General features: G+C 71.0%; 23 protein-coding genes. 13 read left to right on the forward strand and 10 right to left on the reverse strand.

What is annotated here, in order from left to right; translation table 11 throughout:
• Window positions 1-14 precede the first annotated feature (14 nt).
• Window positions 15-428 (reverse strand): ATP-binding protein, encoded by a 414-nt coding sequence (locus tag ORV05_RS14860; protein ID WP_268759081.1) that lies wholly within the window; start codon window positions 426-428, stop codon window positions 15-17.
• 226 nt (window positions 429-654) lie between these two features.
• Between ORV05_RS14860 and ORV05_RS14865 the strand changes: the two genes are divergently transcribed.
• The gene (locus ORV05_RS14865; RefSeq protein WP_268759082.1) at window positions 655-1,074 is read left to right on the forward strand and encodes a CBS domain-containing protein; all 420 of its coding nucleotides are present in this window, start codon (window positions 655-657) and stop codon (window positions 1,072-1,074) included.
• Window positions 1,075-1,324: 250 nt separating this feature from the next.
• On the opposite strand, the gene ORV05_RS14870 is transcribed toward ORV05_RS14865, so the two are convergent.
• The gene (locus ORV05_RS14870; protein WP_268759083.1) at window positions 1,325-1,840 is read right to left on the reverse strand and encodes a hypothetical protein; all 516 of its coding nucleotides are present in this window, start codon (window positions 1,838-1,840) and stop codon (window positions 1,325-1,327) included.
• Window positions 1,841-2,167: 327 nt separating this feature from the next.
• On the opposite strand from ORV05_RS14870, the gene ORV05_RS14875 reads away from it, so the two are divergent.
• Entirely contained in the window at window positions 2,168-2,851 is a 684-nt protein-coding gene (locus ORV05_RS14875) for a hypothetical protein (RefSeq protein WP_268759084.1), read from the forward strand.
• 70 nt (window positions 2,852-2,921) lie between these two features.
• Here ORV05_RS14875 and ORV05_RS14880 read toward each other — a convergent pair whose 3' ends face one another.
• The 3 genes from ORV05_RS14880 to ORV05_RS14890 all read right to left on the reverse strand — a co-directional run bounded on the left by ORV05_RS14880 (window position 2,922) and on the right by ORV05_RS14890 (window position 4,490).
• Window positions 2,922-3,323, reverse strand: coding sequence for a ChaB family protein (locus ORV05_RS14880; RefSeq protein ID WP_268759085.1), 402 nt, complete (start codon window positions 3,321-3,323; stop codon window positions 2,922-2,924).
• 68 nt (window positions 3,324-3,391) lie between these two features.
• Window positions 3,392-3,631 carry a hypothetical protein gene (locus tag ORV05_RS14885; RefSeq protein ID WP_268759086.1) on the reverse strand — a complete coding sequence of 80 codons (240 nt, stop codon included), beginning with the start codon at window positions 3,629-3,631 and terminating at the stop codon, window positions 3,392-3,394.
• A 13-nt stretch (window positions 3,632-3,644) separates the two neighbouring features.
• A complete protein-coding gene (locus tag ORV05_RS14890) occupies window positions 3,645-4,490 on the reverse strand; it encodes an SDR family oxidoreductase (protein WP_268759087.1) in 846 nt (281 codons plus the stop codon).
• 102 nt (window positions 4,491-4,592) lie between these two features.
• Between ORV05_RS14890 and ORV05_RS14895 the strand changes: the two genes are divergently transcribed.
• The 5 genes from ORV05_RS14895 (at window position 4,593) to ORV05_RS14915 (ending at window position 9,602) form a co-directional block, all read left to right on the forward strand.
• Window positions 4,593-5,651, forward strand: a complete 1,059-nt coding sequence (locus tag ORV05_RS14895) for an NAD-dependent epimerase/dehydratase family protein (protein WP_268759088.1) — start codon at window positions 4,593-4,595, stop codon at window positions 5,649-5,651.
• A gap of 10 nt (window positions 5,652-5,661) precedes the next feature.
• The gene (locus tag ORV05_RS14900) at window positions 5,662-6,297 is read left to right on the forward strand and encodes a DUF47 domain-containing protein (RefSeq protein ID WP_268759089.1); all 636 of its coding nucleotides are present in this window, start codon (window positions 5,662-5,664) and stop codon (window positions 6,295-6,297) included.
• Window positions 6,297-7,295, forward strand: a complete 999-nt coding sequence (locus ORV05_RS14905; RefSeq protein ID WP_268759090.1) for an inorganic phosphate transporter — start codon at window positions 6,297-6,299, stop codon at window positions 7,293-7,295. Before ORV05_RS14900 ends, ORV05_RS14905 begins: the two co-directional genes overlap by 1 nt.
• Before the next feature lie 18 nt (window positions 7,296-7,313).
• Entirely contained in the window at window positions 7,314-8,636 is a 1,323-nt protein-coding gene (locus ORV05_RS14910; RefSeq protein WP_268759091.1) for a M20/M25/M40 family metallo-hydrolase, read from the forward strand.
• Window positions 8,637-8,792: 156 nt separating this feature from the next.
• Complete coding sequence (locus ORV05_RS14915; RefSeq protein WP_268759092.1) at window positions 8,793-9,602, forward strand: alpha/beta hydrolase family protein; 810 nt, start codon at window positions 8,793-8,795, stop codon at window positions 9,600-9,602.
• A gap of 254 nt (window positions 9,603-9,856) precedes the next feature.
• On the opposite strand, the gene ORV05_RS14920 is transcribed toward ORV05_RS14915, so the two are convergent.
• Window positions 9,857-10,273, reverse strand: coding sequence for an SRPBCC family protein (locus ORV05_RS14920; protein ID WP_268759093.1), 417 nt, complete (start codon window positions 10,271-10,273; stop codon window positions 9,857-9,859).
• 439 nt (window positions 10,274-10,712) lie between these two features.
• Between ORV05_RS14920 and ORV05_RS14925 the strand changes: the two genes are divergently transcribed.
• Window positions 10,713-11,540 carry an alpha/beta hydrolase gene (locus ORV05_RS14925; RefSeq protein ID WP_268759094.1) on the forward strand — a complete coding sequence of 276 codons (828 nt, stop codon included), beginning with the start codon at window positions 10,713-10,715 and terminating at the stop codon, window positions 11,538-11,540.
• 261 nt (window positions 11,541-11,801) lie between these two features.
• Here the strand turns inward: ORV05_RS14925 and ORV05_RS14930 are convergent, their stop codons facing one another.
• On the reverse strand, window positions 11,802-12,395 hold the full coding sequence (locus ORV05_RS14930) for a TetR/AcrR family transcriptional regulator (protein WP_268759095.1): 594 nt from the start codon (window positions 12,393-12,395) through the stop codon (window positions 11,802-11,804).
• 124 nt (window positions 12,396-12,519) lie between these two features.
• Between ORV05_RS14930 and ORV05_RS14935 the strand changes: the two genes are divergently transcribed.
• Together ORV05_RS14935 and ORV05_RS14940 are read left to right on the forward strand one after the other, a co-directional pair.
• A complete protein-coding gene (locus tag ORV05_RS14935; protein ID WP_268759096.1) occupies window positions 12,520-13,308 on the forward strand; it encodes an oxidoreductase in 789 nt (262 codons plus the stop codon).
• 326 nt (window positions 13,309-13,634) lie between these two features.
• Window positions 13,635-14,423 carry a universal stress protein gene (locus ORV05_RS14940; protein WP_268759097.1) on the forward strand — a complete coding sequence of 263 codons (789 nt, stop codon included), beginning with the start codon at window positions 13,635-13,637 and terminating at the stop codon, window positions 14,421-14,423.
• 11 nt (window positions 14,424-14,434) lie between these two features.
• Here ORV05_RS14940 and ORV05_RS14945 read toward each other — a convergent pair whose 3' ends face one another.
• The 3 genes from ORV05_RS14945 to ORV05_RS14955 form a co-directional block, all read right to left on the reverse strand.
• On the reverse strand, window positions 14,435-15,973 hold the full coding sequence (locus ORV05_RS14945) for a CHAD domain-containing protein (protein ID WP_268759098.1): 1,539 nt from the start codon (window positions 15,971-15,973) through the stop codon (window positions 14,435-14,437).
• 95 nt (window positions 15,974-16,068) lie between these two features.
• Window positions 16,069-18,870 (reverse strand): patatin-like phospholipase domain-containing protein, encoded by a 2,802-nt coding sequence (locus ORV05_RS14950; RefSeq protein WP_268759099.1) that lies wholly within the window; start codon window positions 18,868-18,870, stop codon window positions 16,069-16,071.
• A gap of 79 nt (window positions 18,871-18,949) precedes the next feature.
• Window positions 18,950-20,071: a glycoside hydrolase family 3 N-terminal domain-containing protein gene (locus ORV05_RS14955; protein ID WP_268759100.1), complete on the reverse strand. Its 1,122-nt coding sequence runs from the start codon at window positions 20,069-20,071 to the stop codon at window positions 18,950-18,952.
• A 118-nt stretch (window positions 20,072-20,189) separates the two neighbouring features.
• Here ORV05_RS14955 and ORV05_RS14960 point away from each other — a divergent pair, with 118 nt between their 5' ends.
• From ORV05_RS14960 to ORV05_RS14970, 3 genes are all read left to right on the forward strand, one after another.
• Window positions 20,190-21,335, forward strand: a complete 1,146-nt coding sequence (locus ORV05_RS14960; protein WP_268759101.1) for a M24 family metallopeptidase — start codon at window positions 20,190-20,192, stop codon at window positions 21,333-21,335.
• Complete coding sequence (locus ORV05_RS14965; protein WP_144588893.1) at window positions 21,332-21,790, forward strand: Lrp/AsnC family transcriptional regulator; 459 nt, start codon at window positions 21,332-21,334, stop codon at window positions 21,788-21,790. Before ORV05_RS14960 ends, ORV05_RS14965 begins: the two co-directional genes overlap by 4 nt.
• An 88-nt stretch (window positions 21,791-21,878) precedes the next feature.
• Entirely contained in the window at window positions 21,879-22,754 is an 876-nt protein-coding gene (locus tag ORV05_RS14970) for a helix-turn-helix transcriptional regulator (RefSeq protein WP_268759102.1), read from the forward strand.
• Window positions 22,755-22,828: the final 74 nt, after the last annotated feature.

Consider the following 22,828-nt stretch of genomic DNA (forward strand, 5'->3'; position numbering starts at 1 on the left):
ACCCCCGCTCCCGCTCAGGCGTCCAGCCGGAACTCCGCCCACACCCACTTGCCGACGGCGCGAGGGTAGTGACCCCACGCCGCGCTCAGCGCATCGATCAGCGCCATCCCACGGCCCCGCGGCGACCGGGCGTCGGGCTTGCGTAGCACCGGCCGTTCGGTGGCGTGATCACCGACCCTGAGCCGGATGCGCGAGCCTTCCCGTTCCAGCTCCACCGACACCTCGCCACGGCCGTGCTCCACCGCGTTGGTCACCAGCTCGGACGCGGCGAGCAGGATGTCTCCCGCCGCCGCGGCGGGCACCCGCCAGCCGCGCAGTGCGTCCGACACGAACGCGCGCGCGTCCCGCGCCGCGTGGACCGTCGGCAGAAGGCTGATGCCGAGCCTGGGCGCCCCGTCAGGACCGAGGACCCCGGTATCGCCGGTCACAGCGCCTCACGCACCGCTCTGCGCCTCCCTGGCTTCGGATAGTCACATGGTCGGATACCTCGCGGGCCCGCACTCAACCCACTCGGCTCGTTGAAAAATGATCACCTGATCCGGTCGCATCGGCCAGATTAGTCACAACACCGGTGCCGCGCAGCGCGGACGGTTTGGGGGCGGGGACGCCGGGAACGTTAGGAGCTGGAACGCCCGACGAAGGAGGTACGCGATCATGGCACAGACGGTCCGCGAGATCATGACGACTCCGGCGGTGAGCATGCCGCCCGACGCCTCGGTGAAGGAGGCCGCACAGCGCATGCGCGACGAGGGGATCGGCGACGTCCTGGTCACCGAGGGCGAGCAGTTGAAGGGCATCGTGACCGACCGCGACATCGTGGTACGGGGCCTGGCGGAACGGGACGACCTGTCGAACCTGCACCTGTCCGACGTGTGCAGCAGCGAAATAGTGACCGCCGAGCCGAACGAGACGGCCGACGAGGTGATTTCCCGGATGCGGCAGCGCTCGGTGCGCCGCATTCCGGTGGTGGAAAAGGGCAAACCGGTCGGCATTCTGTCCCTCGGGGACGCCGCGGTGGAGAAGGACCCGCATTCGGCGCTGGGCGACATCAGCGCCGCGCGCGACAACACCTGACCATCGGCACCGCGGAAAAGGGGCACCCTTGCCGGGTGTCCCTTTTTGCGTCGCGCGAGCAGCCCGGTCACCTCGCCGTCCGGGCAGTTGCGCCTGCACATCCGCCTTCACCGAGGCAGGCGCGTTCACCCACGAGTCCTGCTGCGCACGGCGGTGACCGACATGCGCCAGATCAAGATCCGCCGGAAGAGCCGCAGGCCCTGAGTCCGCCACTGCCGGGTCTGCGGCTTTTCGCCGGCGGGTCAGCCAGTCACTGCGCCAGGAGTGCCAAGCCGCTCTTCCTGCGCCGGTAGTACGCGACGGTCGTGGCCACCAGGAGGGGTGGCCAGACCAGCAGTGGGGCGTAGCAGACCACGAGTACCACCTGCTGGGCCGTGGTCTGGGCGACACGCCCGATCAGGCTTGCCGCCTGGCTGAAGGCGAACCAGCCGACAATGGCGCCCAGCATCGCCGCCCCGAGCAGTGCCGGTATCACCGCCGCGAGCGTAGGCACCCGCCGTCCCCCGATGAGCGGGAGCCAGCGGGGTGCGATCTCGCCCCATGGCCGCACCAATCCGAGTGTGAGCAGGGCGAGGCCTTCGGTGACCAAGGTCAGCGCGACGGCCACCACCACCTCACGGCCGGTCCGGCCCAGCTGCTCGGCCACCGGGAACCCGGCGACCTGGGCGATTCGCCACAGGCCGGAGGGCAGGGTGACGAGGGGCACGATGTGGGCGGCGAGGACAGCCCAACGGGGAACGTTGGGCAGCGCGTTGATCTTCGACACGGTTCCAGCGTGCTTGCGCCGCAACGCCCGCGCAAGCGACTGGTCGCCCGGCCTTGCACTTCTCACTCAACGCGGCCGCCGCGACAGGCCGTTGGGTCGCGGCCATCAGGGCGGCGCGGAACCGCTCCCGGTCGATGTACGGGTCGGGTCCCTCAGGGCTACCGGCGCCGGCCGGATAACCGGTGGGCACGGACGTGGACGCCAGCAGGGAACTGCGGATACGGCGAGCCAGCGGGTTTCGGGAAATACCGCGGCGGGAAGCACACCTAGCGACCCGAGCAGGCGCATGATGGAGGCAAAGCGCCGCGTGGCCGAGGGAGCCGTTCCATGATGCCCTTGCTGGATCTGCAGCCACTGCTCTGGCCGTTGTTCGTGCTGCTGTGGGTGGTCCTGTCGATGTACTCGCGGGCGGCACTGCACCGCCGGTGGCACGCGCACTCGCGTTCGGCACCGAACCGCCCGCCGTTCCCAGCCTCCGCCCCGACTTCGCCGCCACCCCGGAAGTCCTTGCAGGACCGCTGGAACGAGGCTCGCGCTCGCTACGGCGAGATCGCCGGCGAGTACGGTGCGTACGAGTCCGATCCGCTGCAGGTGCTGCGGCTGCCCGCGCTCGCGGACCCGGAGGTCCCGTCGACCGGCCGGTTCATCGACGCCTTCCACGAGGCCATGGCCCTGCACACCGACACCTTCCCGCCGGAAGCCATGGCGAAGCAGTTCATCGCGGCCACCGACGCGGCCGCGAAGGCGTGGGCCGCGGCCCGGGAGGCGGCGGAGAAGCTGCGGGCGTCCCGGTTCACCGCCGACGAACGCGCGTTGATCGCCCAGGGCATCAAACTGCTCGAACTCGCCCAGGGCGGCGCGACCGCCGCCGAACAGGAGGCGGCGCTGTCGGCCGCCCGGCACGTGCTGGCGAAACTGGAACGCAGCGTCGGCGCCCGGCTCGACTGGCGCGTCCCCCTGCCCGCCCGGCGCTCCATCGAACGCCACACCCCGCCACCGCTGACCGCCTGACCCGGCACGCGAGTCCCACGATCACCGGACTGACCGCCCCGGCGCGCTCCGCGGCCGGGGCGGTGGTTGCCTATCTGCCGCGGGACTTGGCTGTTTCGCGGGTGTTGGCCCGCTGGATTGCCTTCACCAGCTCGGACTTGCTCATCGAGGAGCGGCCCTTGATGTCCAGCCGCTGGGCCAGTTCGTACAGGTGTTCCTTGCTGGCGGCGGCGTCGACGCCGCCAGCGGTCTGCTTGCCGCGCCGCCCGGCGCCGCCCTTCGCCTGTGCGTCCGACGGGCCCTTGTGGCCCTTCTCTTCCCAGTGGTCCCCGACCTTCTCGTAACTGTGCTTGAGCGCCGCGTACGCGGTCTGGTGGGCACGGCGGCCGTCGCCGTAGCTTTCGGCGGCCGAGTCGTGCGCCTTGATCCAGGTCTCCTGGGCCTTCTTCGGCGAGCGACGCAACGTACTGGGCAGTACTTCACGTCCAGGCATGGGAGTCGCACCTCCAAGGTCTGTTCCCGTGTCACCGGAGTTCCCGTGATCGTGACCGAGCAAACGGATCAGGGGCGGCGCACGTGGAGCGACTGCTGCTCCGCCCCGCCCGCCGGATGCTCGAAACGTTCCTGATCGGCGGCGCCGGGGGAGCCCGGCGACGGGGTGAACTGGCCGCCCGATTCCTCGCTGTCCGGTTCCCGGGCGTAGTCCGGATCCTCCGCCCGCCAGGGCACCGGATCCTCCAGCGGTTCGGGTTCCGGTGCCAGTTCGAGGTTTTCCTGCTGCTCGGATCGTTCCTGGTCCATCACACACCCCTGTTCAGCCGGGCAGGGTCTCGCCGCCGAGCGCGGCGAGCACCTCTCCCGTGTAGTACGAGGAAAGCCGGTCGGCGGCGAAGAACACATAGGACGGTGCCAGTTCGTCCGGTTGCGCGGCACGGCCCAGGGGGACGTGCTGCCCGAACTTCTCCACGTGCTGCTCGGACATCGTCGACGGGATCAGCGGCGTCCACACCGGACCCGGCGCGACACAGTTGACGCGGATGCCACGCGGCGCCAGTGCCTGCGCCATCGCATACGTCCATGCGATGACCGCGCCCTTCGTGGCCGAGTAGTCGATGAGCTTCTTGTTGCCCCGCAACCCGTTCACCGAGGCCGTGTTGATGATCGCGCTGTCCTCGCCCAACATCGGCAGCGCCGCCCGGGTCACCCGGAAGTAGCTGTGGATGTTCACGTCGAAGGTGTGCAGCCAGTGCTCGTCGGTGAGGTCGTCCGGCGAGTCCAGTTCCTCTTGGGTGGCAACGTTGTTCACCAAAAGGTCGAGGCCGCCCAGCGAGCGCCCGGTCTCGGCCACCACCTCGGCGCAGTGCTCGGCGCGGGCGAGATCCCCCGGCAGAAGCACGCATTCGCGGCCCTGCTCCCGCACCAGTTTCGCGGTTTCCTCCGCGTCGGAATGCTCTTCCAGGTAGGCGATCGCGACGTCGGCCCCCTCCTTCGCGAAGGCCACCGCGACCGCCCGCCCGATCCCCGAGTCGCCCCCGGTGACCAGTGCACGCCGGTCCCGCAGCAGGTCGCGACCCAGGTAGCCCGCCATGCTGTCGCGCGGCTGCGGCCGCATCGCCCCGGTACTGCCCGGCGGCTCCTGCTGTTGCCGCGGTGTGCTCATACTGCCCGCCTCTCCAGAGTCGTTCCCCGTCGTCGTCGTGTTGCCCGGTGCGGCCGAAGCCAAACCGTGATTGGGCCGGTGCCGAACGGGTAGCCGGTCGCCATGGCTGATGGGCTGCGGATCGTCGTCACGGGGGCCAGCGGAAACGTCGGGACGAGCGTGGTGGAGGCGCTGGCGGCCGATTCCGCGGTCTCCTCGATCGTCGGGATCGCCCGCCGCCGCCCCGCCTGGTCCCGCCCGAAACTGCGCTGGGAAGTGGCCGACGTGGCCACCGGCGAGATGGACCGGTTGCTGCGCGGGGCGGACGTGGTGATCCATCTGGCGTGGCTGTTCCAGCCCACGCACGACCCCGTGACCACCTGGCGGGCCAACGTGCTCGGCAGCATCAACGTGTTCGAGGCCGTCGCCCGCACCGGGGTGAAGGCCCTTGTGCACGCCTCGTCGGTAGGGGCCTATTCGCCGGGCCCGAAGGACCGCGCCGTCAGCGAAGGCTGGCCGACCCACGGCTGGCCCGAGGCCGCCTACCCGCGCGAGAAGGCTTATCTGGAGCGCTGTCTCGATGCCTGGGAGCCGCGCAATCCGGCCGTGCGCGTGGTGCGGATGCGCCCGGCCTTCCTTTTCAAGCGGGAGTCCGCCTCCGAACAGCGCCGCCTGTTCGCCGGGCCGCTGGTCCCGGGCAGCCTCCTGCGCCCGTCGCTGCTGCCCCTGGTGCCGGACGTGCCGGGGCTGCGCGTGCAGGCACTGCACACCGACGACGCGGCGGAGGCGTACCGGCTCGCGGCGCTGACGGACGTCAGGGGCGCGTTCAACCTCGCCGCCGACCCGGTGATCGACGCGCGGGTGCTGGCAGACCTGCTGGGCGCCCGCCGGGTTCCGGTGCCCGCCCGGCTGGTGCGCACCGCGCTGTCCGCCGCCTGGCGCCTGCACGCGGTGCCCGCGACACCGGGCCTGTTCGCCACCGTGCTGCGGCTCCCGCTGATGGACACCGGCCGCGCGCGCACGGAACTGGGCTGGACGCCCCGGCATTCCGCGACCGACGCCCTTGCGGAGTTCCTGCGCGGCTTGCGGGAGGGCGCCGGCCTGGAAACACCGCCGCTGGCACCGCACAGCCCGGCCGGTCGTCTGCGCGAGTTCGCCACCGGGGCCGGAAGCCGAGCCTGAAAGGACCGCTGTGCGCCTGACACCCCGCGACACCCGTTTCTTCGACCTGCTCACCGGCGCCGCGGGCAACCTCGTCACCGGTGCCGGGCTGCTCGCGGAACTGATCAGCGTGCCGCAGGCCGAGCGGCCCAGGGTGGCGCAGCTGATGCACGACACCGAACACCTCGGCGACGACGCCACCCAGGAAATCATGATGCAGCTCAACACCTCGTTCATCACCCCGTTCGACCGCCAGGACATCCAGGCGCTCGCGGCCGGGATCGACGACGTGCTCGACGACATGGACGAGGCGGCCGACCTGGCCGTGCTCTACCGGATCGAGGACTTCCCCGACGGGGTGGCCACCCTGGTCGAACTGCTGGCCAGGGCCGCCGCGCTGACCGCGGAGGCGATGCCCGGACTGCGGAAGGTCGCGGATCTGCGCGCCTACTGGGAGGAGATCAACGAGCTGGAGGACCAGGCCGACGGCGTGTACCGGCGCCTGCTGGCGGTGCTGTTCAACGGGGAGGGCGAAGACGGCCGGAACGTCCGCGACCCCTTGACGGTGATGAAGACCAAGGAGGTCGTCGACCGGCTCGAATCGGCCGCCGACTCGTTCGAACACGTCGCCGACGTCATCCAGACCATCGCGGTCAAGGAGTCCTGATGGGGACCGCGGCCGCGGTGGCGGGCGTGGTCCTGCTGACTCTGTTCTTCGACTACACCAACGGTTTCCACGACGCTTCGAACGCCATCGCGAGCGCGGTCTCGACCCGCGCGTTGTCGTTGCGCGGCGCGCTGATCCTGGCCGGTGTGATGAACCTGCTCGGCGCGCTGCTGAGCACCGGGGTGGCGGTGACGGTGGCGAAGGGCCTGATCGATCCGCCCAAGGGCACCGCGGCACTGTCGGTGGTGTTCGCCGCGGTGCTCGGCGCGGTGGTGTGGAACCTGATCACCTGGTACTTCGGCCTGCCGTCCTCCTCCTCGCACGCCCTCGTCGGCGGGCTCGTCGGCGCCGCGCTGGCCTCGGCGGGGACCGTGCACTGGGGCGGGGTGGTGGCGAAGGTGCTGGTGCCGATGGTGCTGTCGCCGGTGGTGGGGCTGGTTCTCGGCTACGCGGCGATGGTGTCGGTGCTGTGGGCGTTGCGGCGCCGGAACCAGCACCGCGTGGGGCACACGTTCCGGCGGCTGCAGGTCGTTTCGGCGGCGAGCCTCGCCCTCGGGCACGGGCTCCAGGACGCGCAGAAGGGGATGGGCATCATCGTGCTCGCCCTCGTCGCCAGCGGCTACCAGCAGCTGTACACGGTGCCGATCTGGGTCACGCTGCTGTGCGCCGCGGCGCTCGGGCTCGGCACCTACTCCGGCGGCCTGCGCATCATGCGCACGCTCGGGCGGCGGGTCTTCCCGCTCGACCCGCCGCACGGGTTCGTGGCCGAGGCCGTGGGCTCGTCGGTGCTGTACCTGACCGCGTTCGTGTTCGCCGCGCCGGTGTCGACCACGCACGTGATCACTTCGGCGGTGATGGGGGTGGGCGCGACGCGGCGGCTGTCGGCCGTGCGGTGGGGCGTGGCGCGGGACATCGTGCTCGGCTGGCTGCTCACCTTCCCTGCGGCGGGCGTGGTCGCGGCACTGGCCTATGGGATCACACGGCTGGCGGGCGCCTGATGATGATAGGAATGCCGGGTGAGCGAACCCAACCTGATCGAGACAGCGGCAGACGAAGCGGTCACGCTGACCAGCGAACTGATCCGCATCGACACCACGAACACCGGCGACCCGGCCACCCTGGTCGGTGAGCGGGAGGCCGCCGAGTACGTGGCGGAGAAGCTCACCGAGGTCGGCTACGAGATCACCTACGTCGAGTCGGGCGGCAAGAACCGGCACAACGTGATCGCGAGGCTGCCCGGCGCCGACCCGAGCCGCGGCGCGCTGCTGGTCCACGGCCATCTCGACGTCGTCCCGGCCGATGCGGCCGAGTGGTCGGTGCACCCGTTCTCCGGTGCCATCCAGGACGGCTACGTCTGGGGCCGCGGCGCGGTGGACATGAAGGACATGGTCGGCATGACGCTGGCACTGGCCCGGCACTACAAGCGGCACGGCATCGTGCCGCCGCGCGACATCATCTTCGCCTTCCTCGCCGACGAGGAGGCGGGCGGCAAGTTCGGTGCCCAGTGGCTGGTGGACAATCGGCCCGAACTGTTCGAGGGCGCCACGGAGGCGATCAGCGAAGTCGGCGGCTTTTCGATCACCCTGCGCGACGACGTGCGCGCCTACCTAATCGAAACAGCGGAGAAGGGCATCCGCTGGATGACGCTGCGCGTGCGCGGCACCGCCGGGCACGGCTCGATGATCCACCGCGACAACGCCGTGACGAAGCTGGCCGAAGCGGTCGCGAAGCTCGGCAACCACCGGTTCCCGCTGGTGCTCACCGATTCGGTGCGGGAATTTTTGGCCGGGGTCACCGAAATCACCGGCTGGGACTTCCCGGAGGACGACCTCGAAGGCGCGGTGGCGAAGCTGGGCAACGTCTCCCGCATGATCGGGGCGACGCTGCGGGACACCGCGAACCCGACCATGCTCACCGCGGGCTACAAGGCGAACGTGATCCCGTCCGTGGCCGAGGCGTCGGTGGACTGCCGGATCCTGCCCGGGCGGATCGAGGCGTTCGACCGGGAACTGGACGAACTGCTCGGCCCGGACATCGAAAAGGAATGGATGGAACTCCCGCCGGTCGAGACCTCCTTCGACGGCGCGGTGGTCGACGCGATGACCGCGGCCGTGCTGGCCGAAGACCCAGGCGCCCGTACGCTGCCGTACATGCTCTCGGCGGGCACCGACGCGAAGGCCTTCCAGTCACTGGGCATCCGGAACTTCGGTTTCGCCCCACTGAAGCTGCCGGCCGATCTGGACTTCTCGGCGTTGTTCCACGGCGTCGACGAACGCGTCCCGGTCGACGCCCTGCGTTTCGGCACCCGCGTACTCGACCGCTTCTTCCGCACCGCCTGACCGAGTCACCTTGCCGTGAGGGTATGAGGCGAGCCGTGAAAGGTCCCTTCACGGTCGAATCGACTGTGAAGGGACCCTTCACTGCCAACGCCACGCGGGTTCCGCTGGTGGCGTAACCGGTTCCCGGTACCCGGCCGCGGACCTACCGTGGCCGCCATGACCTCACCTCTCACGGGCACGGCGGCCGGAGTGCCGTTCACCGCCCTGCCACCGGCCCACGACGGCCCCGCGCCGCTGATCGTCACCTGGCACATGCTGGACGCGCCGAGGTCGGACGCCGCGTTCGCCGCCGCGTTGCCCATGAACGACCTGTCCGCGTGGCGGGTGCACCTGGGCATGCCGATGTGCGGGGCGCGCATGGTCGACGGCAGCATGGACGCCGGGTTGGCGTTGCTCCGCGAAGACGTCCTGATGGCCGCTCTGTACCCGTTCGTCCGGCAGGCGACCGAGGAGTTCCCGGCCGCGCTGGCGTCGATCCGTGCGCAGCTTCCGGTCGGCGACGGCCCGATCGGCGTGCTCGGCGGCTCGCTGGGCGGGGCTGTCGCGTTGCGGATCCTTGCCGACACCGAGACCCCGGTCTTCGCCGGCGCCGTGGTGAACGCCGCCATCCGGATGCGTTCCGTCGTCGACCTGTTCCCGGGTGACTACCCGTACGACGCCGAGTCCGAGGAGGCCGTCGACAGCCTGGACTTCGTCGCCAGGGCGGGCGCGATCGCCGGGCGCGCGCCGCTACTGGTCGTGAGCGGCGAACTGGATGATCCCGCGCTGCGGGCCGACGCGTTTCACCTCGTCGACGCTTTGGGGAGCCCGTCGGAACTGCTGTCGATCCCCGGACTGGCGCATCCGCTCGCCGACGAGCCCGGCATCGAGCCCGCACCGCAGTCGCCGCTCGCGCGCGAGGTGGACGCGGGCCTGACCAGGTGGTTCCGACGCCACCTCCCGAAGCTACGGCCAGAGGGGAAGTAGGGGCGTTTCAGCTGGCGGGCCTGGCCGGGACCTGGGGTGCCGGCAAGGATCGTGTCACCAGCCGCAAACGATGGATCGGTACTGATCCGCGGCTGTCTGTTCCTCGCTACGGCTGATTCGCATCACGATCCAACGGTGGGGGCCATCGCCACTGGCGTTTCCCGGCCCGCCTGGTGCAGGTCTGAATTTTCCGCGGAACACGACGAATGCCGCTGCGACGGGGCAGCGCGGCATTCGTGTCCCGGAAGGCGGAGTCAAGCCCGCCAGGACTGTTTTGCAACCTCGGAGAGCTTGTCCAGAACGCCGTCGTAGATGCGCTTCAAGCCCGCCGGAGCGAACGTTTTCTCGAAGAATCTCCCGATGCCACCGGCGCCTCGCCAACTGGTCTCGATGCGGACCAGCGAGCCGTCACCGGCTTCCTGGACCGTCCACGTCGTCACCGTGCTGGAGTTCGCGTCGGTTTCGACGAGCTTGCCCGGTTCTGGCTCGGTGACATAGGCCCGGACATCGCGAGCCCTCTTGGAGGTGGCCTGGAGCTTCCAATGCGCGACCGCCTTTGAAACAGCGATGCCCTGCCCGATCGCGCACAACGGCCCTCGCTCCACCGCGCCCTTGCTCTTGACAGGAGGAGCATCGACCTCGGCGCTGCCCCGTGATCCGGTAGGGTCCACCCATGTCCTACATCTTCGTCCGGGTCCGGACCGCCTAAGACACATGCCGCCGAGTCGCTCATCGACCGGCGCCAGTTGAGGAACCCGCAGGAGACCATCGCGGTCTCATGGCATTGCCCTGCGGGTATCGCTCAGCCCTGACCGTCGACGCGCACCGTCGCTGGTGGGTGCTTCCACGCTATGTGCTGCCCGTGAGGGGAAGGCACACGCTGGTTCGCCGCTTCCACCAGCCTGTGCGCCCGGCCACTGAACTGCGACGCACCTGGTGACAGGTGCGTGCGTTCCTCCTCCAGCTCGGCGGCTCACCGTGCTGGCATCGCCCCAACAGGCATGCCTGCCGTGCCGCCCACCGGACATTGGACTGACCCCTATGACATCCGTCTCCAGCAACTTCTCCCGCCCGCGGCCTGCTCGCGATGCGAGTACCACCTTCGTTCTCGTGCACGGCTCTGGCGCCAGCTCGTTCATGTGGGCCCCTGTCCAGCGCGAACTGGCACTGCTCGGCCATCGCAGTTTCGCCGTCGACCTGCCCGGACACGGCTTCGACGCCCAGTACCCAGCCGCCTACCAGGCCCCACAGAACCTCGACGCATGGGCGGCCGAGCCGTCGACACTGGCCAAAGTCACCCTGCAGGACAACATCGACATGGTCGTCGACGTCGTCCGACGAGTAGCCGAGCACGGGCCGGTCGTACTGGTGGGCGCCAGCCTCGGCGGGACCACCATCACCGGGGTGGGCAACACGGTCCCTGACCTGGTGAACCGACTCGTCTACATCTCTGCATGGTCGTGCGTGCAACGGTCGAACCCCATCGAGTACATGCAGGAGCCCGAGTTCGGTGAAAACCTCCTGGCCCCACTGGCCCCACTGAACGTTGGCAACCCAGCTGAACTGGGCGTCGGCCGGGCCAACTACCGCACCGCCGACCCGGTCATGCTCGCCGCCCTCAAGGCGGCCATCATGGCCGACGGCACCGACGAACAGTTCCGGGCCTTCCTCAACATCCTGCAGCCTGACGAGTCCCTGGCGGTGATGATGTCCGAGGCCCGAGGCCATGCCGAGACCTGGGGCACTATCGCCCGCACCTACATCCGTCTCACCGACGACCGGTCGCTTCCCATAGCTATGCAGGACCGTCTGATCGCCGAGTGTGACGCGCTGACACCCGACAATCCGTACGACGTGCACACCCTGGCCACCAGCCACGTCGGGTTTCTACTCAAACCGGCGAAGCTGGTCAGCATCCTCGATCAACTGACCGTCTGACCCCACAAGGCACAAATCGTCTGTTCGAGCGTTGAGGGGGCAGCCAGCCCGCTGCCCCCTCAACGAAATGGCCGCCGACATCACACACCCGTCCTTTACTCGGTCCACGCCAACCTTCTGGAAGCACGACACCGGCCGGGCCTGGTTCAGGTGGCCTGGCCGAGGCCCCCTTCGTCCAATAGCTGCCTTGACGCGTATCTCGGTCACACCCCAACTTGAGCAACAGGCTGAGGCCCAGGCACCCGGACCTCTCCGGACAGCTCAGAGCCCGCCGTTGGCGCCGATTCCCCGGAGCAGCGTGTCGACCACGAGCGTGGCGAGCGCGTCCGTGTCCGCCGGCTCGGACTGCTGGGTCGCTTCGTGAATGAGCGCGTAGTAGACGCGGCGGGCCCAGTCCAGATCGACGTCGGTTCGGATCACCCCGGCGTCGCGCGCCCTGAGGAAGAGGCGGTCGCACTGTTCGCGTACTCCGGCGTGCACCCCGGCGACCTGGGGATCGGCTGAGAAGATACGGCTCATCGCGAACCCCCAGCCGATCTTGACGTCCAGCACGTTCGCGGTCACCTGGTACAGCGCGACCAGAGGTGGTGCGGTCTCCGGGCGAGCGTGATGCACCGCTTCGGCGAACCGTTGGGCGGCCCAGCCGGTCAGCTCGTCGATCAGCGCGTCGCGCGTGGCGAACCGTCGATGGACGGTGGTCCTGGCCACGCCGGCCGCCGCGGCGATCTGCTCCATGGACGCCGTGGGATCGGCGCTCAGTACACGTTCGGCAGCCTCGAGAATCGCCTGCACCGTGCGCTCGGCGTCCGCCCGGCGCGCGCGTCCGGCCGGACGTGCTTGCTCCTGCTGTGTCACCACTACCTCCTCGTCACGAAAAAACACTACAGGAGAGTCCCTTGCGTACCATTAGTTGCAACACTACTGTTCCAACTAGGAAGTAAGTGACATCTTCTGTGATGCGATTGGGAGGGTTCAAGAGATGGACGTTCAACTGGCTGGCAAGACTGCCCTGGTGACCGGTGCCAGCCGTGGCATCGGCTTGGCCGTCGTCACCGCGCTGCTCGAAGAGGGCATGCGAGTGGTCGCCGGCTCGCGCACCGCCCCGCCGGAGCTGGCCGCATCCGACGCGATCGCGGTGCAGGTCGACCTCGCCACCGCCGAGGGCCCCGCCCAGCTCGTCGAGCGGGCACTGACCGAGCTGGGGGATATCGACCTGCTGGTCAACAACGTCGGTGGCGGCGACAGCGACGGCGGCCAGACCGGCGGCTTCGCCACCTTCGACGACGAACAATGGCACCGGACGTTCGAGTTGAACTTCTTCAGCGCCGTCCGCACCACTCGTGCCGCACTGCCCAGCCTGTTGCGGAGGAAGGGCGCGATCGTGAACATCTCGTCCAACGGAGCCCGGATGCCGCACGCCGGGCCGATGCCGTACACCACCGCGAAGGCCGCCCTGACCGCGTTCGGCAAGGCGCTCACCGAGGAAGTCAGCCCGCTGGGCGTACGAGTGAACACCGTCTCCCCAGGCCCCGTGCGCACCTCCATGTGGGAGTCCCCGGACGGCTACGGCGCGGAGCTCGCGCGCTCGATGGGCGTGCCGCACGCGCAACTCCTGGTCCAGCTGCCGGCCGGGATGGGAGTCACCACCGGCCGGTTCGTGGAGCCCGCCGAAGTCGCCGCCCTGGTCGCCTACCTGGCCTCACCCCTGTCCGGCAGCATCACCGGTGCGGATCACGTCATCGACGGCGGTGCGATCAAGACGGCCTGACGGCCGCACAAGCACCTCCACGCGAGGCGGCGGCATTGGGGTCCGCGGTCAATTCGAACTAGGGACTTTCAGCCATATGCATGACGGCGAGTTTTGGCGCACACTCGATGGCACGTGCAGGTGTTCGGGGCATCAGCATGATCCGGGTGGATGTCGATCGGGGACTCACCACCCGGGATGAGGAGCGTCTGTGACGGCCGGTCGGGGCCATACTGTCCGCCCGGAGGCTCCTGGGACGGGGCGGCTCGGGGCCGCCCCGTCCCCTTTTTCTCCGGGGTTGATGCTTTTCTGGGTTTCGTGTTTTTCCGGGGAAGAGGAAACCGGCGATGGCGGACGAGATCGTGGTCGGGGTGAGCGCGTCCGCGACGGCGTTGGTGGCGGTGCGGTGGGCGGCGCGGCTGGCCCGGGAGCGGCATCTGCCGGTGATGCTGGTGCATGCGGGGCAGGATGCCGGTGCGCTCGCGCGGGCGGTGTCCGTCGCGGAGGGCGAAGGCGTGGGGGTGCGGGCGGAGAGCAGTGAACAGTCGGTGGTGCCGCTGCTGCTCGAGTGGTCGAGGGTGGCGCGGATGCTCGTGCTGGGGGCCTCGGGCAGGAGCAGTGCGGTCGCCCGGCACACACGGTCACCGGCGCTGACGGTGGCGGCGCGGGCCGGGTGCCCGGTGGTGGTCGTGCGGGGCGGATGCCGCCCGGGCCCGGTGGTGGTCGGGGTGGACGGTTCCGAGGCGGGGGAACGGGCGGTGGGGCTGGCGTTCGACGAGGCGGCGCGCCGGGATGTGCCGCTGGTGGCCCTGCATGCGTCGAGTGACGCCGAGTACCGGACGGCGACGGCGCCGGCGATGCGGCCGGTGGAGTGGGAGCCGCGGCGTGAGGACGACCGGCGTCCGCTGTCGGAACGGCTGGCCGGGTGGCGGGAGCGGTACCCGGAGGTGGTTCTCGAGCGGATCGTGGTGCGGGACCGGCCGCGGCATCATCTGCTGCGGTGGAGTGAGCGGGCGCACCTGGTGGTGGTGGGGACGCGGGGGCGGGCCGGTCTGCCGGGGATGGTGCTGGGGTCGACGAGCCGGACGCTGGCGCAGCGGGCGGGGTGCCCGGTGATGGTGGTGCCGCCGCGCTGACCGGGACCGGATCAGGCCAGGAGGTGTTTGAGGCGGGATCCGGTGCCCGTGGTGAGGAAGCGGCCGAGCGTGCCGGTCAGTTCGTGGCGGGCTTCGTGCTGCCGCCGGACGAATCCGGCGAGCAGTTCCCCCATGGCGAGCAGGGTGGCGGCCGGGGGCGGGCTGGTTTCGAGCATTTCCTGGGCGTAGCGGCGAAGGTGCTCGCTCTGGACTTCGCCGTCCTGGAAGGCGCCGAGGACGTCCTGGAGGCGTTTGAGGTCCTTGAGGACCTTGCGGTAGCTGGCGGGGTGGCACAGGGGTTGGACGACTTCCAGGGTGTAGCGCAGTTCTTTGGCGCGTTTGCGCAACCCGTGGACTTCTTCGGCGGGGGTGGCCGGGGTGATGGCGCGGGCCTTGCGGAGGACGCGCCGGGTGACGGTGCGGAGGCGGTCCGCCGCCCACCGGCGGGTGGTCAGGGATGAAACGCCGGTTTCGGCGAGGGGTTCCAAAGCGGTGCGCCAGTCGTTCAGGAGCCGGCGGAAACGGGCCGAGCGCAGGCCGCGGACGAGCCGGCCGCGTTCGGCGCGCCGGCAGCGGCGGAGGTGCTCGCGGAAGGGGGCGAGGTCGGTGGGGGCACCGACGGTGAGGCCGTGGGCGAGTTCGTCGAGTTCGAGGAGGTGGACGTCGAGGTCGCGGGTGGGGGTGGTGAGGTCGCCAAGGGCCTTGAAGCCGGATGCGTAGCGGTCGGCGAGTCCTTCGGGGAGGACGTCCGCGGCGATCTTGAGCAGGGACCGGGTGCGGCGGACGGCGACGCGGAACTCGTGGAGGTATTCGGGGTCGATGTCGTCGATGGTGCCGTCGATGGTGGCTTCCATCGCGGCGAGGCAGTCGAGCAGGGCGGCGGCGATGGCGCTGTCGGCGGGCTGGTCCGGCGTGATCTCGGGCCGTTCGCGGGTCTCGGGGAGGTCGCAGGTGCCGAGGAGTTCGTCGTAAAGGGTCGCCGCGGTGGGGGTGAACGCCCCGGTGGCGAGGAGGGTGCGGGCCACGCGGGTGGTGTGGCGGGAATCCTCCCGGACGGGGCGGAGCGTGAGGCGGATCAGCGGCGGGGTCCTGCGGGGGTGGATGGCGGTGGCTTCGGTCCATTCCAGGAGCAGAACGGTGCTGCCGTCGGCCTTGCGGACGGCGATCTCGCGGGTGACGGTGCGGCAGCGGAGTGTGGGTGCCACGGCGCGGACGCTGATGGCACCGGCGATGCCGTCGCGGATCGGTCCCGGAGCGAGTTGTTCGGCGCGGGCGGGCCACGACGGGGGTTCGGTGAGCCGGGCGGTGACCGGTTCCTCCCCGCCGTGGAGGACGAGTGAGCCTGGTCCGGTGACGACCTCGTGGCTGAGGACGAGGCCGTTGCGGCGGATGCGCCAGTCCGCGGTGTCGAGGTAGGTGCGGGTGCGGGCGCGACGCGTGTCGAGGCGCAGCCGGTAGCGCTCGGTGAGCGGGGTGAGGGCGTCGAGGATCGCGGCGGGCGCGCATCGGGTCGGCGGCCCGTACCAGCGCAAGGTCACCGAGGTCGGCACTGGGTACTTCCGGGGGTGCGTGGGCGGGTCGTTGATCAGTCTAGTTCATCCGGTTTCCGCCCGGTGTTTTCCTGTTGTTCACCCTGATCCGCGGTTCAGGGCCGCCGGGTCGGGGAGCGCCGGACCGTGGCACCCGCGCGGCGGCCGGAGCGGGACAGGGCGAGGGTGACGCCGGTGGGCATGTGCCGGTTGACCAACTCGCCGAGGCGTCGGCCGAGTTCGGTGTAGGCGGTGAACTTGCCGTCGTCGAAGAACTGGTCGCCGGTGCTGTCGTGGGGGAATTCGGGGTGGTGCGCCGCGTAGGACAGCAGCGGATAGGGCAGGTCGCGCCACAGCAGGGCCTTGGCCACGACGAGACGCCCCGTGCGCTGGGCGGCGGGCAGGCCGCTTTCGGCCGGGTAGTGGATGGTGCCGGTGATGATGGGGCTGTGCACCAGGCGCGAGTTGAGCACGGAGGGCGCTTCGGGCGTGTCGAGGGGTTTGCCGGTACCGGGTTCGGCGTGCCACGGGTCGTGCAGTTCGACGCGGACGCCGAGTTCCTGCTCGGCGAGGGTGAGCGCGTCGGCCAGTGTGGTGGCGGTCGGCGGTGCGTCGGCACCCGCGTCGACGCAGTAGATGAGGCCGCAGCGGCGGCGCAGGAGTTCGACGAGCCCGAGGTTGTCGTAATGGCCGCCGTCGGTGACGTGCAGCAGGCGGTCGCGGTGGGAGTGGAGGCCGAACACCTCGCGCCACAGGTAGGGCAGGCGGCGGGCGTGGGGCAGGCCGGGGTAGGCCCAGCGGTCGGGCCGGTGGGGGCCGGGGGCGGCGAGCACGAAGTCCGGGTTGGGCAGCCAGGCGCCGAGGCGGGCGCCGGAGACCGCGAGCAGCACCTGGAACCAGCGGGCGGCGCGTCCCATGGCGGAGGCGAACGCGGCGCCGCTGACGGCGACCGCACCCTGGACGGTCAGGTCGCGGCGGAACCGGGGCGGGACGAGGTGTTCGAGTGCGCCGGTGCGCACCCAGCCGACGTCGGGGCCGCCGATCCAGTCGGCGCTGAGGGTGTAGGACACCCCGTTGAGGCCGGGCGGGGTGCGGCCCTCGCCGGTGAGGTTGGCGGTGGCGGCGAAGATGACCTGGGGGAAGCGGGTGCCGGTGCGGCCGTAGCGGGAAAGGCTGGTGCGTTCGGTGCTGGGGTAGGGCACGGCGAGGTCGGTGCCGTCCCGGCGGACACGGCGAACGGCGAAGGCACCGGCGATCCGTTCCCGGTAGAAGGGGTGCAGGCTCAGCGAGGTTTCGTCGAAGATCCCGCCGACGACGAGCAGCACCACGGCGAAGCCGAGCGCGGTCCACAGGGCCGCGGGGTCGCCGCCGGTGCCAGCGGTGACGACGAACAGTAGGAGCCAGGCCAGCGCGAGCAGTGCGGTGGTGACGATGACGAGGAGGCGTTGCAGGAAACTGCCGGGCACGGCGGCGAGGATGCCGGTGCCGGTGGCGGATCCGAGCGTGGCGCGCTTGCGCCACAGGATCGACGCGAGGGTGGAGGCGTAGGTCAGCAGGACCGCGACGACGGGGCTGCCGACGCGAACGCCGGGGTCGGTGGTGGGCAGGCGGTAGGCGAGCCAGACCAGGACCGGGATCGCGATCGTCACGGCGGCCACGATCGCGGCGAGCAGGGCGAGGCGCGTGGCGGTGCGGCGCAGGACCAGCCGGAGTTCCCGGTTCCGCGGGGCGGTGCCGCGGCCGAACAGGGACACGCCCAGCGCGCCGAGGACGAGCACGGCGAGGGCGATCAGGGCCCCGGTGCGGATCGCGGGGAAAGGGGCGGGGGCGGCGGGCAGTGCGGTGACCGGGACGACCCGGTACAGCCAGCCCGCGGCGACGCCGAGGACGACGGCCGGGGCGAACAGCGCGAACAGCGACAGCAGGAGGCCACGGGCGAGCACGCCGAACGCGGTGAGCGTTTCCGTGGTGGTGTTGGCGAGGTAGCTGGCGTGGCGCCGGACGTGGTCCTCTTCGACGCTGCCGTGTGCGTAGGCCTGTTCGGGGTCGCGAACGACCTCACCGGCGGGCCGGTCCTCGATCGCTTCGGTAAGCGCTTGCTGCAGCGCGCCCGCGGTGAAACCGCCGCCGGAGACGGAGACGAGGTACCGGGCCTGCAGCAACCGCTGGCGCATGCTCTGGAGGAAGCCGAGCGAGACGCTGGCGGAGCGGATTCCCCCGCCGGACAGGCAGAATCCGGTGGCGCCGGGCTCGGCGCCGGGGACCTGGTAGCCCCGTTGCCACCGGTCCCGTGCGGTCGGTTCGGTGCCACCTGGCAGTGGGAAATCGCTTTCTTCCAGTGGGGCCGCGGCCTGGCCGTCCTCCTGGGCGACGCGCAGGCGGTCGAGCCTGCGATCGGTGTTGGCCCAGCAGCGGCGCAGAGTGATCGCGATGCCGTAGCAGGCCGCGAGCCCGGCGGGCAGCAGCGCGCAGAACTCGAGCACGGCGGCGGCGGAGGCGCACAGCATCAGTGCCGGGGCAACGGCGGGGTCGGGGACGGCGACCAGCGTCAGGACGTCGGCGGCCACCGCGGCGAAGAAGGTGAGCAGGGCCGAAAAGCGGGCGAAGCGGGCGATGGTCTGGGCGCGCGGTGTCCAGGAGGTCCAGATCGCCGCGGTCGTGCCGAGCAGGCCACCCGCGCCGCAGCCGAGGACGAGGACGAGGTGCCACCACACCGCGGCGGCGGTCCCGGGCGGCAGCGGCCGCGGCGCGCCGGTCCCGGCGAGCTGGAGACCGGTGATCCCGGGGCGGGACGCGCCCGCCAGGTACACGCCGATCGCGAGGGCGGGCAACAGGACCGCGATGACCGCGACGGTCAGTGCCGAAGAGCGTCGCGGGCGGTGTTCGGCCGGGCGGAGCAACTCGCGGAAAGCGGGCATCGGAACCTCCCCAGTTCTCCGGGCTCGCGCGAGGGAAACGGGCGTGCCCGGGCCGCTTCAGAGCGTACCGGGACCGGGGTCAGTGGCAGGTGCCTTTGGCGGTCAGCACGCGGTCGAGTGCCTCGTGCACCCGCGTGGCGGGGAGTTCGCCGTCGGCCGCGGCGCGTTCGAGGCGGTCGAGGACGGGGGCGAGGTCGCCGCCGCCGGACCACAGTGCCTGGTCGGCGCCGGCCGCCAGGGCGTGGACGACCGCGTCCGGAAGCCGGTACAGGTCGGTGACCGCGGCCATCGCGCCCAGATCGTCGGTGATCACCGGGCCGGTGAAGCCGTAGCCGGTGCGCAGCAGCCGGTAGGCCTCCGGGGACAGTGAGGCGGGCAGGCCCGCGGTGAGCCCGGGAACGGTGAGGTGCCCGACCATCACCGCCGCCGGGCCGTAGTCGGCGATCCTCTCGTACGGCACGAGATCGTTGTGCCGTAAGGAATCCAGTGGCGGCGTGCGCACCGTGCCGTCATGGGAGTCGCCGCTGGCGTGCCCGTGTCCGGGGAAGTGCTTGAGCACCGGTGTCACGCCGCCTTCCCGCAGGCCGGTGGCGAACGCGAGTGCGTAGGCGCGCGCCGTGGCGGGGTCGGCGCTGAAGGACCGGTCGCCGATGGGGCCGCCGTCGGGTTCGGCGCTGACGTCGGCGTCGGGGGCGAAATCCACCGTGACCCCGCGGGCCCGCAGTTCACGCCCGCGGGCGGCGGCCGCGGCGCGGACCTGTTCGACGGTCATGGTGCGGGCCATCGTGCGGGCGCTGGGCAGCGAGCCGTCGAGCTGGTCGATGCGCTGGACACGGCCGCCTTCCTCGTCCACCGCCACCGACAGGCCCCAGCGGGCGGCGGCGCGCACCGCGGTCAGCGCGTCGTGGGTGAGCAGGCTGGTGGCGTCTCCGCCGATGAAGATGCCGCCGACCTGCTCGTCACGGACGAGGTTCGCGGCCGCGGCGGGATCGGTGGGGTCGACGCCGAGGACGACCAGCTGGGCCAGCCGCTGCCGCGGGGTCATCTGCCCGATCACCGGGTCGCACGGGTCCGCCGAGGGGGAAGGCGAAGGCTGAGTGGGAGGCGCCGGGGGCTGGGAAACCGCGGCGGGGGGACGGCAGCCGGTGAGCAGTGCGGTCGCGAGGAGCACGGCGGTCGCGGTGGCGGTGCGGTACTTCATCGGCTCCCTGGGGTCGTGCCGGGACGGGCACGGCCAGCGTAGCCGCGGTCACCGCCGCCCGCCGGTCCGGTGCGGCGGTGGCGGGGCGTCACCAGGACACTCCCGATACGCTCAGGGCATGTCGAGCCGATCACCACAGCACCCGTCCCCTGCTCCCGCCACCCTGCGTGCCCGGCTGGACCGGGCGCGGAAGGCCGCGGCCGGCGCCGAGACCGACGCCCTGCTGATCGCGCCGGGATCGGATCTGCGGTACCTGCTCGGCGAGTCCGGCGGGTCGTTCGAACGGCTGACCACCCTGGTGGTGCCCGCTGGTGAGGGAGCGCCCGCGCTCGTGGTGCCGAAGCTGGAGGCCCCGGGCTATGCGCACGTGCCCGCCGGTGAGCTCGGGATCGAGATCGTGACGTGGGTCGACGGTGAGGACCCGTACCGCATGGTGGCCGCGCGGCTGGGGAAGCCGGGCCGCGTCGCGGTGAGCGACAACACCGCCGCGCTGCACGTGCTGGCGTTCCGTGAGGCGCTGGGCGCGGCGGAGCAGACCCTGGCCGGGCCGGTCGTGCGGGAGCTGCGGATGCGCAAGGACGCCGCGGAGGTCGAGGCGCTGCGCCGGGCCGGGGCGGCGATCGACCGGGTGCACGCGAGGATGGGCGAGTGGCTGCGTCCGGGCCGGACCGAGGCCGAGGTGGGCGCCGACATCGAGGCCGCGATCCTGGCCGAGGGGCACACGCGGGCGGACTTCGTCATCGTGGGTTCGGGCCCGAACGGCGCGAGCCCGCACCACGACGTGTCCGGGCGGGTGATCGAGCGCGGGGATGTGGTGGTGATCGACATCGGGGGCCCGGTCGCGGAGGGCTACAACTCCGACTCGACCCGCACCTACGCCGTCGGTGAGCCGAGGGATGCCGATGTCGCCGAGACCTACGAGGTGCTGCGGCGGGCGCAGCGGGCCGCGGTGGAGGCCGTGCGGCCGGGGGTCACCGCGGAGGCGGTCGACGCCGCGGCCCGTGACCTGATCACGGCGGCGGGCTTCGGCGAGTTCTTCATCCACCGCACCGGCCACGGGATCGGGCTGGACGTGCACGAGGATCCCTACATCGTGGCGGGCAACGCGTTGCCGCTGGAGCCGGGCATGGCGTTCAGCGTCGAGCCGGGCATCTACCTGCCGGGCCGGTGGGGCGCCCGGATCGAGGACATCGTGGTGGTCACCGAGGACGGTGCCGAATCGCTCAACACCCGCCCGCACGAGCTCGTCGTGCTCGACGTATGACGGCCGCGGGCGGGCTGGAGCCCCTGGACCAGGCGATCGCGCGGGAGCTGGCCTCCGACGGCCGGTGCAGTTTCACCGATCTGGCCGAGCGGGTGGGTCTGTCGGTCTCGGCCGTGCACCAGCGGGTGCGCAGGCTGGAGCAGCGCGGCGTGATCCGCGGTTACGCCGCGCAGCTCGACGGCGAGCTGATCGGGCTGCCGCTGACCGCGCTGATCTCGCTCACGCCGAACGATCCGGCGGCGCCGGACGACTATCCGCAGCGGCTGGAGCACATCACCGAGATCGAGTCCTGTTATTCGGTCGCGGGGGACGAGTCCTACATCCTGCTGGTGCGGGTGCCCTCGCCGCGCGGGCTGGAGGATCTGCTACGCCGGATCCGGGAGGCGGCGAAGGTGTCCACGCGCACCACGGTGGTGCTGTCGACGCCATTCGAAGGGCGGCCGCCGACCCTTTAGCAGATCCCGGTCCAAGGGTCCGGTGTGTAGTACTGGCAGGGCCAGCTACGCCCTTGGTGATCGACTGGGTGAAGAGCAGACTCAGGGCATGGGCGACAACGACCTGGGCGACTTCCTGCGGGCCCGCCGTGCCGGACTCACGCCGGATGAGATCGGTCTGCCGGTCGAGTTCGGCTCCGGTCGCCGGGTCGCCGGTCTGCGGCGCGCTGAGGTCGCGCGGCTGGCCGGGGTGAGTACCGAGTACTACACCCGTCTGGAACAGGGCCGCGCCCGGCAGCCGTCCGAACAGGTACTGCACGCCCTCTGCGACGCGCTGCGGTTCGATGACATCGAGCGGCGGCATCTGTTCGCCCTCGCGGGCACCCCCGCCGGGCACAAGGACCGGGCCGAGCACTCGTCCCGGCTACGGCCGGCGCTGCGGCAGGTGCTGGAGTCGATGGATCTGGCTTCTGCCTTCGTCAGCGACCGGAACCTCACTGTCGTCGGCGGGAACACGTTGTGGGCATTGCTGTTTCCCGATGTGGCCGGGCTGCCGCGCTGGGAGCGCAGCATGGCGCGCTGGACGCTGCTGGATCCGCGTGCTCGCCTGGTGTGGTGCGATTGGGAACGCGTCGCCCGCGACTACGTGCACGGGTTGCGGCTGGCCGCCGCCGCACAGCCGCGAAACCAGCGCATCGCCAACCTGATCGGCGAGCTGATGATGCGCTCACCCGAGTTCCCGGCGTGGTGGTCGGAACACCGCGTCCAGGAACGCAGCACCGGCCTCAAACGCCTCCACCACCCTGTCGCCGGTGACCTGGAACTGCAGTACGAGATCTTCACTTCGGTCGCCGACCCGGGCCAATCGCTCGTCGTCTACTGCGCGCCGTCCGGCTCGCCATCCGAGGAGCGCCTGCGACTGCTGGCCAGCTGGGGCAGCGAACCCGCCACCGCGACCACCCGGGACACCGCCGCCGAATCCTGACCACCGCCCAAACCGCGCGATCCAGCACCAACACCACCCGGACACGACCCCGCCCTACCCGCGGGGTCCATGCC

Origin of the sequence: Amycolatopsis cynarae (assembly GCF_026802195.1) — a bacterium.
Classification (GTDB): domain Bacteria; phylum Actinomycetota; class Actinomycetes; order Mycobacteriales; family Pseudonocardiaceae; genus Amycolatopsis_E; species Amycolatopsis_E rhizosphaerae.

Excerpts from the sequence above, each read along its gene's own strand:
- ORV05_RS14865 (WP_268759082.1), top strand. The coding sequence starts at position 655 with ATGGCACAGACGGTCCGCGAGATCATGACGACTCCGGCGGTGAGCATG.
- ORV05_RS14875 (WP_268759084.1), top strand. The coding sequence starts at position 2,168 with ATGATGCCCTTGCTGGATCTGCAGCCACTGCTCTGGCCGTTGTTCGTG.
- ORV05_RS14880 (WP_268759085.1), bottom strand. The coding sequence starts at position 3,323 with ATGCCTGGACGTGAAGTACTGCCCAGTACGTTGCGTCGCTCGCCGAAG.
- ORV05_RS14885 (WP_268759086.1), bottom strand. The coding sequence starts at position 3,631 with ATGGACCAGGAACGATCCGAGCAGCAGGAAAACCTCGAACTGGCACCG.
- ORV05_RS14890 (WP_268759087.1), bottom strand. The coding sequence starts at position 4,490 with ATGAGCACACCGCGGCAACAGCAGGAGCCGCCGGGCAGTACCGGGGCG.
- ORV05_RS14895 (WP_268759088.1), top strand. The coding sequence starts at position 4,593 with ATGGCTGATGGGCTGCGGATCGTCGTCACGGGGGCCAGCGGAAACGTC.
- ORV05_RS14905 (WP_268759090.1), top strand. The coding sequence starts at position 6,297 with ATGGGGACCGCGGCCGCGGTGGCGGGCGTGGTCCTGCTGACTCTGTTC.
- ORV05_RS14915 (WP_268759092.1), top strand. The coding sequence starts at position 8,793 with ATGACCTCACCTCTCACGGGCACGGCGGCCGGAGTGCCGTTCACCGCC.
- ORV05_RS14935 (WP_268759096.1), top strand. The coding sequence starts at position 12,520 with ATGGACGTTCAACTGGCTGGCAAGACTGCCCTGGTGACCGGTGCCAGC.
- ORV05_RS14940 (WP_268759097.1), top strand. The coding sequence starts at position 13,635 with ATGGCGGACGAGATCGTGGTCGGGGTGAGCGCGTCCGCGACGGCGTTG.
- ORV05_RS14950 (WP_268759099.1), bottom strand. The coding sequence starts at position 18,870 with ATGCCCGCTTTCCGCGAGTTGCTCCGCCCGGCCGAACACCGCCCGCGA.
- ORV05_RS14955 (WP_268759100.1), bottom strand. The coding sequence starts at position 20,071 with ATGAAGTACCGCACCGCCACCGCGACCGCCGTGCTCCTCGCGACCGCA.
- ORV05_RS14960 (WP_268759101.1), top strand. The coding sequence starts at position 20,190 with ATGTCGAGCCGATCACCACAGCACCCGTCCCCTGCTCCCGCCACCCTG.
- ORV05_RS14965 (WP_144588893.1), top strand. The coding sequence starts at position 21,332 with ATGACGGCCGCGGGCGGGCTGGAGCCCCTGGACCAGGCGATCGCGCGG.
- ORV05_RS14970 (WP_268759102.1), top strand. The coding sequence starts at position 21,879 with ATGGGCGACAACGACCTGGGCGACTTCCTGCGGGCCCGCCGTGCCGGA.